The sequence below is a fragment of the Paenibacillus sp. PvR133 genome, from assembly GCF_017833155.1.
Taxonomy (GTDB): Bacteria; Bacillota; Bacilli; order Paenibacillales; family Paenibacillaceae; genus Paenibacillus; species Paenibacillus polymyxa_B.
Window position 1 is genome coordinate 304,155 of sequence record NZ_JAFIBS010000001.1, and the last position, 15,225, is coordinate 319,379.

Consider the following 15,225-nt stretch of genomic DNA (forward strand, 5'->3'; position numbering starts at 1 on the left):
TCATATTTTGTTCCTTGTACTAGCATCTCATTGAGAATGATATCCATTGTTAAGTGCCTTAAAATAGCACATGCTGCTTCGGGAAGCCCGAAGCAGCATGTTTGGCAATGAGAATGATAATCATTTTTGCATATATACAATTATTTTGGTTTAGTGAAACTTTTGTTTTATTATATACCTTTTCTTTTCCACTTGTAAATCAGTAATGGCCTAAATAAAAAAGATACCCGCGCAAACACCGCAGGTATCCTCCATATTTAAAGTATCCTATTCAGGATTTGCAAAATTCGATTCCAGTCGCTCCAAAGTGCAATATATAGACGAACTAGACCATTTCGATCTATATATTGTTCATTGAAAGTCGCTTATTGGATTTTTGCAAAATCCTCTATTACATGAATTCGGGTTATCTTCAGGCTAAAGGAAACTTCCACGCATGGTTGTGTGCAGTTCCTGAAGTGTGCTGACGATCTGCGGGCTGTTGCAGTTCCAAACGTGCAGCCGCAAGGCGTGCAGCGGGAACTGCTGTGTCCGGGCAAATGACCCCCGTCAGCTCATTCTCCCAGATCGAAATCCCATCCAGAGACTGGTGAATTTCATCTATTGCTACCCATAAAGGAAGCTCGGGCTTTACACGCCGAACAGCCTCCATTATGCATTTTATCGTATCACTAGTATTCTCATGACCATTGACATCGGATGGAATCAACTGATCCGCAGCCCTAATGCCATCGGATGAAGTTGGTATGACTTCTAAAATGACCGTATCGGCAAAACGTGCCAGATCTGCAGCTTGAGCCACCTGCTTGACCTGTCGCGCGCTCACTTCGGCCATGTGATTGGAATTGGCTGACTCCCCCGACCGTGCGGCTGGCCTGTTCCCTGTTTGGCTTACGTTAGGCACCAAAGAAGGATCAACTGTCAAAAGTACGCCTACCCGATATGGAATGCACCGAAGACGTTCGCATAAGGTCTGCTCCGCAACGCCGTCAATCCAGTCTCGGGTTGCCCGGAATTCGTCCACGTCAGCCGGATTGCGCACCATAATCTCCAGCTTGGGTTCTCCCCCCTGCCGCACGCTCCGTAACGCCGCACGCAGTAATGCCTCCAGCTGCATATCTTGCAGGCTTCCAAGACCCACTGCATTGTTCTGCTCAATTAGGGCTATAGTGAGTGGTGATCCGTTCAAAGACTCGAATAAGCCTTCATATTCTGTTTCCAGCAAACTGATAATTCGGCGGGACAAATGCTCACACAATCCAGGCAGGCCAGATACCTGGTTAAAGGTTTTGTACGTGTCAGATGCACGAGAACCGGGAATAAGGATGGGATCGGGCTCCCCGTCAGGGGCATGAATCATCTGTCCAGACTCAGCTACGTCCAGATAGGCATAGCATAATTCCCCCACGCGGCCAGATGCCTGTGACAAGGGACCATGCAGAAGACTATAACCGTCAAAACTGCCTATTTCTGATGCTGTCTCTGTACTGATGCGACTCAAACTTGCAGGAGCATCGGCATAAATCCGTATGGAGGTGCGCCTGTATTCATCGCTCCATTTTAGGAGTGTGCCCATTGCTTGCCCAATATCGTTGTCGTTATTCAGCATCGTTTTCCCAAGTAATTCCGGATTCGCAGCCACCAAAGCCTCCGCTCGACTGATTATGCCCTGCTCAGCTAAACCAACCAGCCAGCCCAACGGATCTTCCTCCTGCGTAGCAGATACTTCATGGCTGCCTGCCCTTAACGTCTCCATAGCCAACCTCTGTGCAGCAGCCTCCGTACCCGACTCTGGAACTTTGAGATCCCGGCTGTTTTTGCCACCCAACAGCTCTGCGAATACATGCATCAGTTTAGCCTCCATGCTATTAATCCATCCTTTCTTCCGTCAGCAAGTTGGCACACACGAATTCGAGTACCCCTCCAAACAAAGAAAACGCTTACTCATTATGGAGCAACCGAATCTTACATGGGCCTTACCTGTAAAGCCCCTACCTTAACGTATTAGGCACGCCACACATTTATACATCTGGGCACAACCACCCTACATCCCAAAATAAATCTCTATACTGCTGGCACAAGACCACTCGAAAAAGGAACCTATAAAATAAACACCCCCGGTCTTCACAGGATGCCTATACATCCAATGCTAACCCAGGGGTGTTTATTTTTATTCGTAAGAACGAACCTTCAATACACGCATCACATTCAATACGGCTAGCAATGTTACACCTACATCGGAAAATACAGCCTCCCACATAGTAGCAATACCGAATGCTCCCAGCGTAAGAAACACAGCTTTGACGCCTAGCGCAAATATAATGTTTTGCCATACGATACGACGTGTGCGCTTAGCGATATGGATCGCCGTAACCAGCCTTGAAGGCTCGTCGTTCATGATTACGATATCTGCCGCCTCAATCGCAGCATCCGATCCCAAACCGCCCATCGCTACACCGACATCTGCCAGCGCCAGTACGGGTGTATCATTAATCCCATCGCCTACAAACAAAATTTTGTCGCTCGTTTTTTTACTTGCAGACAACTGCTCGATGGCTTCAGCTTTATGCTGAGGTAACAGCTCTGCCCGTACTTCATCCAAGCCCAGCTGTCGTCCTACAGCCTCGGCAACTGTCCGATTGTCACCCGTCAGCATGATGGTTTTCACCACACCCAACTTTTTCAGTGAAGCAACCGTTTGGGCTGCGTCTTCCTTAACCTCATCTGAAATCAGAATGCACCCAGCATACGTTCCGTCTACAGCCACATGTACGACCGTTCCTTCATCCAGCGTCCCTGCTTGCTGCGCCGCGTTAAAAGCCACATGCTCCCGCTCCATCAGCTTGGCGTTCCCGGCCGATACCAGACGACCATCTATTTGTGCCTGAATCCCGTGACCCGATATTTCACTATATTGCTGAACCCGGTCTGCTCTGAGCTCTTTACCGTAGGATTCACGCAAAGACGCAGCAATAGGGTGTGTGGAATGCAGCTCCGCCAAAGCGGCGGTTTCGAGCAAGCTTTCGTTTGTAAAATCTCCGGCAGGATAAATCCCTGTTACACGGAAAACACCTTTGGTGAGTGTGCCCGTTTTATCGAAAACAGCGTATTTCACATGATTCAGAGCTTCAAGATAGTTCCCGCCCTTGATCAGAATACCTGAACGGGAGGCTGCCCCGATTCCCCCAAAGAAGCCCAGTGGAATGGATACTACCAGCGCACAAGGACAAGAAATAACGAGGAAAACAAGCGCACGGTATACCCAATCTGCAAATTGTGCACCTGGCACAACAAGCGGTGGAACAACCGCCAACAACAGCGCTACAATAACCACTACTGGAGTATAGTATCTGGAAAATTTCGTGATAAACTTTTCAGTCGGCGCTTTTTTGGCACTCGCATTTTGCACTAATTCCAAAATTTTAGAGACCGCGGATTCACTAAATTCTTTGCTAACCTCTACCGTTAGAAGTCCGTTCGTATTGATAAATCCACTCAACACACTGCTTCCTGGCTCTACAGTACGAGGCACCGATTCACCAGTCAACGCAGAGGTATCCACATGCGATTTACCATCTATAACCTTACCATCCAGCGGGATCTTCTCGCCCGGCTTAATTACAATCAAATCCCCAATGCGAACGTCTTCTGGGGACACTCTCCGTACGGACTCAGCCGTCTTCAGGTTGGCATAGTCCGGTCTAATATCCATCAGATCACTGATGGACTTACGTGAACGGTTAACTGCAATGCCTTGAAACAGCTCTCCGATTTGATAAAAGAACATGACAGCTACGCCTTCCGGGTATTCCCCAATCGCAAATGCACCCACAGTAGCCAGCGTCATCAGGAAGTATTCGTCAAAGGCCATTCCACGCACCAAACTGCGTGCAGCCTGCAAGACAACATCACCGCCAACGATGATATATGCCAGTAAAAATAGGGCCAGCTTGCCTACACCTTCGACAGGTAACCACCAGGCAACAGCCGCAACGACCGCACCAATAGCCAAACGCGCAATCATGCGGCGCATACCGTCCGTACCGTGATCATGCGTATGTCCAGCGTGGCCATCATCTCCATGCGAATGTGAATGAGCGTGGGTGGCTTCACCATGTTCGTGCTCTGCATGGTGGTTGTGATGCTCGTGTCCATGATCGCCGTGGTTGTCTCCATCGTGCGTATGGGCTTGCTTGCCATGTGCTCCATGATGATGACCAGCGTGGCTGTGAGCCGCATGTTGCCCGATCTCGTGTGTATGCCCTTCACTATGATGCTCATGACCGCATGCACAATCCTCTGTGCAGTCTGACTGTACTGCACCAGCATTGCTTCGACTATCTTCACGCAGGCGTCCACGAGCATTTTTTACAACCATTCGAACATGCGGCTCGAGTCTGTGAACCTTCCGTTCAGTCTGGCGAAAAACCTCTTCTTTTTGATCCGAACTTGTGGTCATCGTCAACGTTTTCGTAACAAAATTGACCGAGCAATCCAGGACCCCTTCTATTTTACTGACTCCATTTTCAATCTTTAGAGCACAGTTGGCGCAATCCAAACCTTCCAAAATCCATTCATGCCGTTCCGTTCTTTTTAGAGCATCCATAATCCATCGGCCTCCAATTAACTATATATGAGCAACTGTTCATATATTATTTGTTAAGGCCATTATATTCAGGATCAGGGTCAAAAGTCAATGACTCTAGCCCCTTTTTAACAAAAAAATCGACTTCAACGGACAAACGCCAAAAGAGCGCCAATCACTTGGCGCCCTACTGTTGTTTTATTCCAAAAAATCATTGATGTGATATGTGCTGATGGGTTTGCAAAAAGATCTGCTCCACATGATTATCATCCAGTGAATAAAACACCGTCTTGCCTTCCTTGCGTCGTTTGACAATACGCAGGTTGCGCAAATAGCGAAGCTGGTGGGATACCGCAGATTGTCCCATGTTCAACACCTGGGTCAGATCATGAACACACAATTCTTTTTGTGCCAGGGCATAAATCAGCTTAATCCGTGTCGGGTCACCCAGTGCTTTAAACAGCTCCGACATTTTGTATGCGATGGAATCCTCGACAAGGGAAGATTTTATGCGCTCGATTTCCTGATCTGAACCGTGACAAGCCGGCTCGCAATCCAAAGCTTCCGTTTCAGAATTCATCCTTTTCACCCCGTGTATTTCGACTTGATGCTTCTATTATAGCAAATTCGTAGAGTTTACGAATAGCTTATATTACAGCTTGCCCTGTAACAGAAAACTTCCAAGTTTCAATGCTTGCCTAACACTATAGCTTTACACGACATAAAGCTTAATTCAACGTCTTTAATACTTCATCACTGTAAGGAATAATTTCTTCTATTTGTTGATCACGTAACTTCACTGCAAACGCTGGATCAACCAACAAAGCACGCCCAACCGCAACCAGATCAGCTTCCTCTCGTTCTACTTGCCCCACGAGTTGTTCTAATCTTGCCTCTACACTACTGGATTGATCGGTTTGACGATTATTATTTTTTTCCAAATCACTCAAAAAGGCCTTCTCCAAACCAATCGAGCCCACAGTAATCACTGGCTTGCCTGTTATCTTTTTGGTCCAAGCTGCCAGGTTTAGATCAGACCCTTCAAATTCCGGTTCCCAAAAACGGCGGCTTGAGCAATGGAATATATCCACCCCGGCCTTCACTAATGGAGTGAGAAACTGTTCAAGTTCCTGTGGTGTCTGTGCCAGCTTTTCTTCATAGTGATACATCTTCCACTGGGAGAATCGCAGTACAATTGGGAAGTTCGGCCCCACTGCACGACGGCAAGCCTCAATGACCTCCACCGCAAACCGAGTACGCTGGACCAAATTGCCTCCGTATTGATCGGTGCGCTTATTCGTTTTGTCCCAGAAAAATTGATCGATTAAATAGCCATGTGCTCCATGAAGCTCAATACCGTCAAACCCCACTCGCTGGGCATCGGCAGCGGCCTGAGCATAAGCGGAGATAATATCCGCAATCTCAGCCTCCGTCAATGGCTCGACCACCTTTTCACCAGCGGGAGAAATACCGGACGGACCGACAGGCAATGCCTCGGGATTCGGTTGATTATCTGCACCTATTTTACGGGCCGTACCCACATGCCAGAGCTGCGGTATAATCTTGCCACCTACCGCATGAACCTCCTCAACTACCTTGGCCCATCCCTCTAATCCCTCTCCATAAAAATTAGGAATGCTTGTGTGCTCCACAGCTGCAGGATGATTAATAGCAGTGCCCTCCGTAATAATCAATCCAACTGCATTTTCCGCACGGCGACGATAATACGCGGCCACTTCAGGCCCTGGAATACCTTGAGGAGAAAAATTCCGTGTCATAGGCGCCATAACAATCCGATTGGGAAGAGATAAATTACCTGCCTTAAAAGGTTTAAACAGTAATTCTGTGTTCATTAATTTTTCCTCCGCTCTCCACTAGTATTATCGTTTTCACTCTACTGTTATACAATTCCATTTTACACATATGTAAACTTGAGTTCAAGAAGCCACAGTTTTATTTTTAATAAGCTACACAAAAAAAGAAGAAGCGGCTCTAAGTCCGCTTCTTCTTTCCTAATTCGTTTGTACTTGAGTGATTTTGCAAAAATCCTGACTTATTAGTGTGCTACCATGTTGTATTCCATAATCCATACAGAACCACCAACAATGGTCAACAGGATAACTACCCCGAAAATCAAAGTCATGACATTCCAGCGTGGTCCATTGCTTTCACGAATGTGCATGAAGAAGAAAAGCTGAACCAGAAATTGCAGCACTGCCGCGGCTAAAATAACAACCATGGTCGAAGTGCGGCTCAACATATGATTCATAACCACACCGAGAGGAATGATGGTCAGTACGATGGACAGAATAAACCCGATAACATAGGATTTCACTGAACCGTGAGAATCATCATGACCATGCGAACCCGCTCCTGTTTGATGCTGTGCCATCTACATCACCCCCATCAAATAGACGACTGTCAGCAAGAAGATCCAGACAGCGTCCAAAAAGTGCCAGTACAAGCTCAATGCCGAAACTTTGCCCTTCGTCTCTGGTGTAAGCCCGCGTTTCTTCAACTGGAACATGAGTCCAATCATCCAAACCAGACCTAACGAAACGTGAAGTCCATGCGTTCCGACTAAAGTGAAGAATGCCGACAAGAACGCGCTGGTTCCAAAATTGGCTCCTTCGTGTACCAACTCAACAAACTCGTAAACCTCAAAACCGATAAAACCAAGACCCAGGATCGCCGTCACGATTAACCAGTTAATTAATCCCTTCATGCTTCCTTTGTTCATGGCCAACACAGCCAGACCACTTGTGAAGCTGCTCGTGAGCAAGAGGAACGTTTCAATAATAACGCCCGTCATGTTAAACAGCTCTGCGCCACCCGGTCCTCCGGCTGTGTTGTTCCGAAGGACGACGAAGGTTGCGAACAAGGTACTGAACAGGATTACGTCCGTTACGAGGAAGATCCAAAAACCAAGCATCTTCAATTCTTGCGGATCGTGATGCCCGTGGTCATGATCATGGCTTTGGTGTGCTGCTGCTTGTGCCATTATACAGACCCCCTTATTGCCGCTTCCGTGCGTTTTACTTCATCCGCAGGGATATAGTAGTCGCCATCATAGGAGAAGAACGAACGGCAAATCATACAAATTGCCACACCGATCAACCCTGGAATATAGAAGAACGACCATCCGAATACGAACCCGAAACCTGCAATGAAAAAGAATACCGACATAATGAATGGAATCGCCGAGTTCTTCGGCATATGAATCGCTTCAATTGGCGGCTGCTTTCTGAAAATACCTTTTGCACGTTTATCTTTTTCTGCCCACCAGTCATCACGTTCTTCTACTTGTGGAATGGTAGCAAAATTGTACTCCGGTGCAGGTGAAGGAATCGACCATTCCAACGTATGGCCACCCCAAGGGTCGCCTGTTGTATCCTTCAGCTTGCGGTAATTCTTGATGCCCAGAAGAATTTGAAGAACCTGGAACAAGAAACCAATCCCCATCAAGAATGCCCCAACGGTCGAAACGAGGTTAAGCGGCTGCCAGCCGGTATCCCAGCCATAAGTGCTCAGACGACGCGTCATACCCATCAGACCGAGAGAATATTGCGGAATAAAACATACATAGAAACCGATGTTCCAGAACCAGAAAGCCCATTTACCAGGCGTTTCAGGTAATGTGAAACCGAACATTTTAGGCCACCAATAGTACAGACCTGCCAAGTAACCGAACACTACACCACCAATCAGAGCGGAGTGAAAGTGAGCGATCAGGAAGTAACTGTTATGGAACTGGAAGTCAGCAGGCGCTACAGACAACATGACGCCCGTCAAACCAGCAATCAAGAAGTTAGGAATAAAAGCAATTGACCACATCATAGGGGTCTTGAATGTAATCTTACCCCGATACATCGTGAACAACCAGTTAAATACTTTAACCCCTGTTGGTATTGCGATAACCATCGTCGAAATCGCAAAGAATGCATTAACATCTGCGCCTGATCCCATCGTGAAGAAGTGATGCGCCCAGGTGAAGAAGGACAAGATCGCAATAATGAACATGGCGTAAACCATGGACTTGTATCCAAACAATTTCTTTTTGGAGAATACACTGATGACCTCGGAATAAATACCGAAAGCCGGCAAAACTACAATGTATACCTCAGGGTGACCCCACATCCAGATCAAGTTGATATACATCATCGGATTACCGCCGAAATCAAGCGTAAAGAAGTGTCCTCCTCCAAAGCGGTCAAGGAATAGCAAGGCTAAAGTAACCGTCAGAATTGGAAACGCGAAAATGATAATAACACATGATGAAAATACGGACCACGTAAAGACAGGAATCTTCATCCAAGTCATACCAGGTGCACGCATTTTAATGATAGTAACAATAAAGTTGATCCCTGTAGCCAATGAACCTATACCCGAAATCTGAATACCCCAGATATAGAAGTTCTGACCAACGCCGGGACTAAATTGCATTTCTGAAAGCGGTGGATAACTCAACCAACCTGCATCTGGCGAACCGCCGATAACGAAGGACAGGTTGAACAACATCGCTCCCATAAAGAAAAGCCAGAAGCTCAATGCGTTCAGGAAAGGGAACGCAACGTCGCGCGCACCAATTTGAAGTGGTACGGCAATGTTAAACAAACCAAACATCAACGGCATCGCCATAAACAAGATCATGATCGTGCCATGTGTTGTGAAAATCTGGTTGTAATGCTCAGGATGCAGTAGTGTAACATCCGGTGTAGCAAGTTGAACACGCATCAATAATGCATCCACGCCTCCGCGGAATAACATCAAGATGGCCGCAAGAATATACATAATACCGACTTTTTTATGGTCAACGGTAGTCAACCAGTTTTTCCAAAGCCAGCCCCATTTTTTGAAATAAGTGAGCACAAACACGATCCCGATCGTTGCTAGTGCGATGGAAACGTCCGCTCCATAGATCATCGGGTCTCCAGTAACGAAGAAAGTGGATGCAAACTCTTTTATTTTGTCAAGCATTGGGGGCCTCCTTCCCTGTAATCATTTAATGGTGTCCGCTCATATTCATATGACTCATGTCCATTGCAGCTTCATCTTCTGTATCGGACTTGGAAGAACCTTCTGTGGATGTGTGTCCGCCATGTCCAGCATGCGGGTTAGAAGCACCATCCACTACATACTTGCTTACAATGTCTTGGAACAAGCCATCTGGAATTGAAGAATACTCATCAGGTTGGGACAAACCTGGTTTTGCAAGCGCCAAATAGCCGTCTTTCGTCAGCGGCTTAGACTGCTTCTTGATGTTAGCGACCCAGTTTTTGTACTCTTCATCCGACTGAACCTCTACATCAAAACGCATTTGTCCAAAATGCTCACCGCTAAAGTTTGCACCCGAACCAAAGTATGTTCCTTCGTGGTCGGCCTGCAAATGCAGTTTCATTGCCATGCCTGACATGGTGTAGATCTGACCGCCCAATTGCGGAATCCAGAACGAGTTCATCGGGGCGTCGGCAGTCAGTTCAAAACGGACTGGAACACCTTTAGGAATGTGAATTTCATTGACTGTAGCAATACCTTCTTCAGGGTACATAAAGAGCCATTTCCAGTCCAGTGAAGTCACTTGAATGGTTACTGGCTTTTGTGTACTTGCCAACGGCTTGGAAGGCTCCAGCAAATAGGTATATCTCGCAGTTATAACCGCAAGAATGCAGATAACGATGATTGGAATAGCCCACCATACGGTCTCCAGCTTTTTGCTGTCATCCCAATGAGGTTGGTACTTGGCTTTGTTATCCGGTGCGTCGCGATATCGCCAAATGATGAAAAAAGTCAAAATCATGACCGGTACAATCAGCAGTGCAGCCATAGACGTTGAAAGAATGATCAGCTCTTTTTGTGCTTGCCCAATAGGTCCTTTTGGATCGAAAACAACGTATTTTCCGCCAGCATAAAAACACGTCCAAATGAGCAATGCTACCGTGAGCACGGTCAAAACCAACGCAATAATCGCTTTTGGTTTTTTGTTCATGTTGTTCCCCTCTCCTTAAATAATAAATTACTCAAAACTTACGAACTCCTGTAATGTTGCCCTTATATAAGATAGCAGAAAAGCGGCCACTTTTTTTATTGTTAACAGAATTGTCGATTATTTGTCCGTTTTTTGTGAAAAACATCTCTAAAAATAAAATTTCTCTTGCAAATTCAAAATTTCTTATTAATACAAAGATGACATAATAAAAACGTTATTTGTGTATCTTAAAGAAGTTATATTAAAGAAAAAAGGGGACTCCTTACAGTTATCATCCTACACTGCTCGAAGCCCCACATTGTTGTTTTCGGTATATATTGCTTTAAATCATTTTTAAATTGTATTAACTGCGGCCGTTTTCCTGGTCTTCCTTCTTGCGTGCAATGACAAATGATTTCCCAACTAGAAAAATAAAAATCCCGGCAACAACGCAGCCAATACCTGTCATTAAATATATATTTCGATCAGTTAAATTACCTATATCAAGCAAAATAAGGATAATTCCTGCAATACAGGCGATCCAAGCGATAACAGATACCGTGCGGCTCATTTGGTTATCATTTGATCCTGATTTCCTAACATTCGAAGCCATACCCTCCACTCCCTCTGGTTTAAAATGGTTTAAAACGCCCTCGTCAGGTATTTTTTTCAGTATGCACACTTCTTATTTTTTTATTCCTGCTGTCTCTACATACTTGAAACAACCTGCATTCATCTTGGTTATTATTACCCCAGAGGGCCTCCTATTCAAACAAAAGGGAGCAGAGACAGGCGTAAATCTGCTTTATTTTCAAAACATCTCTTCGTTTAACGTCTGGTCTCCAACCAGTTATTACTTACTACATTTCGATACCAATAGTAACTTTCCTTCGGGGTGCGGACCTGTGTGCGGAAATCGACATGAATCATGCCAAATCTCATATTATATCCCTCTGCCCACTCAAAATTGTCCATAAGTGACCATGCCATATATCCTTTGACATGAAGGCCGTCATGAATAGCCCGGTGTACCTGCACCAAATGCTGCTGCATATACGAAATACGACGGTCATCCTGAACCTTGCCATTCACGACATCATCGTTGATGCAAGCCCCATTCTCTGTGATATAAATATCGAGGTTACCGTATTTTTGCAAATAATGCAGTACCTCGTACAGCCCACGCGACTCCACTGGCCAACCGATATCCGTTACAGGTAGCCCCATATTGATTTCTTCAGATTGAAGAAACCCGGCTTCAGGATTAAAACGATTAACTGACATAGCATAGTAATTGATACCGATCATATCAATAGGCTCGCCGATAATATCCATATCCCCATCCTGAATAGGCACGGTGGCTCCCTGCTCCGCAAACCAGTCTACCAAAAACTGAGGATACGAGCCTTGATAAATAGGTTGAAGAAACCAGTCACTGTGCAGGGAAATGGTGCGCGCACAAGCGGCTTTATCTTCCTCAGATGTGCTGTAAGGAACAGCCCAGGAGACATTGGGAGCGATACCGATCTGGCCACTGGTGCCCAGCTCGCGGAAGCGGCGCACAGAAAGACCATGCGCAACTAGCAAATGATGTCCTACATCAATGGCTGTCTGAAGATTGGTCAGACCCGGGGCATGAACACCCAGCATATTGGATAAAAAGGCGATGCACCACGGTTCATTGAATGTTAGCCAATGGTGTATTTTACCGTGAAACTCGCGGAACATCGTTTCTGCAAACTGGACAAATGCTTGAATCGTGCGACGATTCTCCCAGCCTCCAGCATCCTGAAGCGCTTGAGGCAGATCCCAATGGTACAGTGTACAAAACGGTTCAATCCCATTTTCGTTCAACAAATCGACTACGCGATGATAATAGTCCAATCCTTCTTGATTGACTTCACCGTCACCATTGGGAAATATACGCGGCCAGGACACTGAAAAACGGTATGTACGAATGCCCAGCTCCTTCATTAGGCGGATATCTTCCTCGTAGCGATGATAGCTGTCACAAGCTACATTGCCGTTATCACCGTTGAATACTTTGCCAGGCGTATGGGCTATCCCAGATCGACAAACCTCTCCCATCCTCCTCATATGCTCCCTCGATTTGATAGGCTGCCGTCGCGGTCCCCCACATGAAGTCCTGCGGAAATTGAAAAATGGTCATATTGTCTGTTCCTCTCCTTTAATTATAATCGTATGTCCGTTCGTTATTTCCTGCTCTTTGGTAAAAATCCATGACAAAATGAATCCTCCATGCTCAGGATCAGGCAGAGCCTGACGGGCATCAGCGCTAAACGGATGCGCACTGCGAATCGTGCAGCTTCCTGCCGAGATGGATGTGGCCAGTTCAGCGCAGACAAGCCGGGAACCGGACCATTCCATGCCGACCGTCATCCCGCCATGTCCCTTCAATCCACTGACCCGGCCCTCCGCCCATGCCGTTGGCAGGGCAGGCAGTAACGTCAGCTCTCCCGGACGGCTTTGTAGCAGCATTTCTGCGATCCCCGCCGCCGCACCAAAATTACCGTCGATCTGAAAAGGCGGGTGAGCGTCGAATAAATTAGGATAGGTCGATCGCGACAGCAACGTGCGAACATACCGATGTGCGGCATCGCCATCTTCCAGTCGAGCATACAGGTTAATCAACCAGGCACAGCTCCATCCGGTGTGCCCACCACCGTGATCAAGCCGTCGACGCAGCGATATACGGGCCGCCTCAGCCAGCTCCGGGGTATCACGGATGTGAATTTGTCGACCGGGGTACAACCCATATAGATGCGAGACATGCCGATGCCCAGGCTCCGCTTCCTCAAAATCGACAAACCATTCCTGTAACTGACCGTGACGGCCAATTTGATAGGGCATTAACCTGTCCCGTGTCTCCTCGCAGCGGTTGCGGAACTCATCGTCTAATTCCAGCAGGTCCGCAGCTTGAATGCAGTTACCCAACAGCTCCCGAATTAGCGTCATATCCATGGTGGAGCCCATAGATATACTGCATTCCTCGCCGTCCGGCGTTTTGAATTTATTTTCAGGTGATGTGGATGGGGATGTCACAAGCCAACCCTCCGGGCCTTCCACGAGCCAGTCCATGCAAAAGGCTGCCGCCCCCTTCATGAGTGGATAAGCTTGTTCTGCCAAATAGGCTGTATCCAGGGTAAACAGATAGCGCTCCCATAGATGGGCGGTCAGCCATACACCCCCAAGCGGCCAAAACGCCCAACTGGCATGGCCCCCTGAAGGTCCAGCGTATCTCCACACATCTACATTGTGATGAGCTGCCCACCCTTGAGCACCATAATGGATGGAGGCTACCCTCCGTCCCGTGCGGGCAACTTCTCCAATCATGTGCAGCAATGGTTCATGGCACTCGGCAAGATTGCATACCTCTGCGGGCCAATAGTTCATCTGAGTATTAATATTGGTTGTATAATTACTGCTCCATGGCGGCTGCACCCGGTCATTCCAGATGCCCTGAAGATTGGCAGGCTGACTCCCCGGACGCGAGCTGCCCATGAGCAAATAGCGGCCATACTGAAATAACAGCACCTCCAGCCCCGGGTCGTCCTGACCTTTCTGATAACGTTCTAATCGCAGATCGGTCGGTAGAACGGAGTCGTCGGTTAAAGTATCACCTCTCAGTTCTAATACAACGCGGTCAAACAGCTTTCGGTGATCCTGTTCATGGCGTTGCCGCACCTGCTCCCTTCCCAGCGAAATTGCTTCATCTAAAATGACTTGACATGCTTCTGCTGACTCAGTTGCATCACTATTCGGCATAGCGTGAAATCCCTGAAATCCGGTAGCTGCTGCCAAATACACCGTGATTTTATCCGCGCCTGAGATGATCAGTGCTCCATCAGCACCCTTCGTCAAGGTTCCTCCCTCGGGAATAACCCTCGCCTGAACTGCAAAAGCCATCCCCAAATCATTTTCATAAACAACAGACTGTGGATGATCGCCGTGATAATTAGATTCCACATGACTGGGCGCTCGTCCAGTCAACGTAATAAAGTCCCCGGACGGCTCCTCGGATGGAGCGTCCTCCTTATCGCTATCCCATTTGGATGAATCACCAAAATGTATATCCTCTCCAACCTCGTCTTCACAAGGATGGAGGGAAGTGATGCGCACGGATGCATGGATCTTCCCAAGCTTATTCGCAGTCAGTGACACCATCATGACTCCATCTGGCGCACTGGCGATAACTTCACGGGTATAGCAGACTCCAGCACTCTGAAAAGTGACCGCTGCCGTTCCGGTCAGCAAATCCAGTTCCCGTTCATAATGTGCAATTTCCCCTAGGCCCTCCTGCGTAATCCACAAATCTCCCAAAGGCTGATAGGCTTCCGTATCGCGACCTAGCATATTCGCATTAATCAGTTGTTCCGCTTCCTTGTATTTTCCATCTGCAATCAGCTTTCTGACAGGCTGCAAATATCGCAATGCATCATACTGAACGCCGTCTCTGGGAAATCCGGACCAGAGCGTATCCTCGTTTAATTGCAAATGCTCCTCTCTGATTCCGCCAAATACCATAGCTCCCAGCCTTCCGTTACCGACTGGCAATGCTTCCTCCCATACCTCAGCAGGCTGGCGATACCATAAACGCAGGGACTGTGGTCTTTCGCTTTTCGTCACATCAAACCCTCCCCTATCAAGATCAAAC

The 15,225-nt window shown here is 47.2% G+C and carries 10 protein-coding genes and 1 pseudogene; all 11 read right to left on the bottom strand.

The features are described 5' to 3' along the window. Window positions 1–412: 412 nt before the first annotated feature. Complete coding sequence (locus JOE49_RS01440; protein WP_209940449.1) at window positions 413–1,864, bottom strand: aldolase/citrate lyase/malate synthase family protein; 1,452 nt, start codon at window positions 1,862–1,864, stop codon at window positions 413–415. A 306-nt stretch (window positions 1,865–2,170) separates the two neighbouring features. Further along, window positions 2,171–4,606, bottom strand: a complete 2,436-nt coding sequence (locus JOE49_RS01445; protein WP_209940450.1) for a heavy metal translocating P-type ATPase — start codon at window positions 4,604–4,606, stop codon at window positions 2,171–2,173. Between the two features lie 190 nt (window positions 4,607–4,796). Next, entirely contained in the window at window positions 4,797–5,165 is a 369-nt protein-coding gene (locus JOE49_RS01450; RefSeq protein WP_007432172.1) for an ArsR/SmtB family transcription factor, read from the bottom strand. A 148-nt stretch (window positions 5,166–5,313) separates the two neighbouring features. Then, window positions 5,314–6,438 carry an NADH:flavin oxidoreductase gene (locus JOE49_RS01455; RefSeq protein ID WP_023990325.1) on the bottom strand — a complete coding sequence of 375 codons (1,125 nt, stop codon included), beginning with the start codon at window positions 6,436–6,438 and terminating at the stop codon, window positions 5,314–5,316. Window positions 6,439–6,641: 203 nt separating this feature from the next. Further along, window positions 6,642–6,977: a cytochrome o ubiquinol oxidase subunit IV gene (gene cyoD, locus JOE49_RS01460; protein WP_023990326.1), complete on the bottom strand. Its 336-nt coding sequence runs from the start codon at window positions 6,975–6,977 to the stop codon at window positions 6,642–6,644. Then, window positions 6,978–7,586: a cytochrome o ubiquinol oxidase subunit III gene (cyoC, locus tag JOE49_RS01465; protein WP_023990327.1), complete on the bottom strand. Its 609-nt coding sequence runs from the start codon at window positions 7,584–7,586 to the stop codon at window positions 6,978–6,980. Next, the gene (locus JOE49_RS01470) at window positions 7,586–9,562 is read right to left on the bottom strand and encodes a cbb3-type cytochrome c oxidase subunit I (RefSeq protein ID WP_023990328.1); all 1,977 of its coding nucleotides are present in this window, start codon (window positions 9,560–9,562) and stop codon (window positions 7,586–7,588) included. Before JOE49_RS01470 ends, cyoC begins: the two co-directional genes overlap by 1 nt. Before the next feature lie 25 nt (window positions 9,563–9,587). Beyond that, a complete protein-coding gene (cyoA, locus tag JOE49_RS01475) occupies window positions 9,588–10,571 on the bottom strand; it encodes a ubiquinol oxidase subunit II (RefSeq protein ID WP_023990329.1) in 984 nt (327 codons plus the stop codon). A 343-nt stretch (window positions 10,572–10,914) separates the two neighbouring features. Next, entirely contained in the window at window positions 10,915–11,163 is a 249-nt protein-coding gene (locus JOE49_RS01480) for a hypothetical protein (protein WP_013311984.1), read from the bottom strand. Window positions 11,164–11,378: 215 nt separating this feature from the next. Then, window positions 11,379–12,720, bottom strand: a pseudogene (locus JOE49_RS01485) (GH1 family beta-glucosidase). Continuing rightward, complete coding sequence (locus JOE49_RS01490; RefSeq protein ID WP_209940451.1) at window positions 12,717–15,197, bottom strand: glycoside hydrolase family 95 protein; 2,481 nt, start codon at window positions 15,195–15,197, stop codon at window positions 12,717–12,719. Before JOE49_RS01490 ends, JOE49_RS01485 begins: the two are co-directional and overlap by 4 nt. Window positions 15,198–15,225: the final 28 nt, after the last annotated feature.

Bases quoted from the DNA above. Each gene is read 5' to 3' on its own strand.
- JOE49_RS01480 (WP_013311984.1), bottom strand. From the start codon at position 11,163: ATGGCTTCGAATGTTAGGAAATCAGGATCAAATGATAACCAAATGAGC.
- JOE49_RS01455 (WP_023990325.1), bottom strand. From the start codon at position 6,438: ATGAACACAGAATTACTGTTTAAACCTTTTAAGGCAGGTAATTTATCT.
- cyoD (WP_023990326.1), bottom strand. From the start codon at position 6,977: ATGGCACAGCATCAAACAGGAGCGGGTTCGCATGGTCATGATGATTCT.
- JOE49_RS01440 (WP_209940449.1), bottom strand. From the start codon at position 1,864: ATGGAGGCTAAACTGATGCATGTATTCGCAGAGCTGTTGGGTGGCAAA.
- JOE49_RS01470 (WP_023990328.1), bottom strand. From the start codon at position 9,562: ATGCTTGACAAAATAAAAGAGTTTGCATCCACTTTCTTCGTTACTGGA.
- JOE49_RS01445 (WP_209940450.1), bottom strand. From the start codon at position 4,606: ATGGATGCTCTAAAAAGAACGGAACGGCATGAATGGATTTTGGAAGGT.
- cyoC (WP_023990327.1), bottom strand. From the start codon at position 7,586: ATGGCACAAGCAGCAGCACACCAAAGCCATGATCATGACCACGGGCAT.
- JOE49_RS01450 (WP_007432172.1), bottom strand. From the start codon at position 5,165: ATGAATTCTGAAACGGAAGCTTTGGATTGCGAGCCGGCTTGTCACGGT.
- cyoA (WP_023990329.1), bottom strand. From the start codon at position 10,571: ATGAACAAAAAACCAAAAGCGATTATTGCGTTGGTTTTGACCGTGCTC.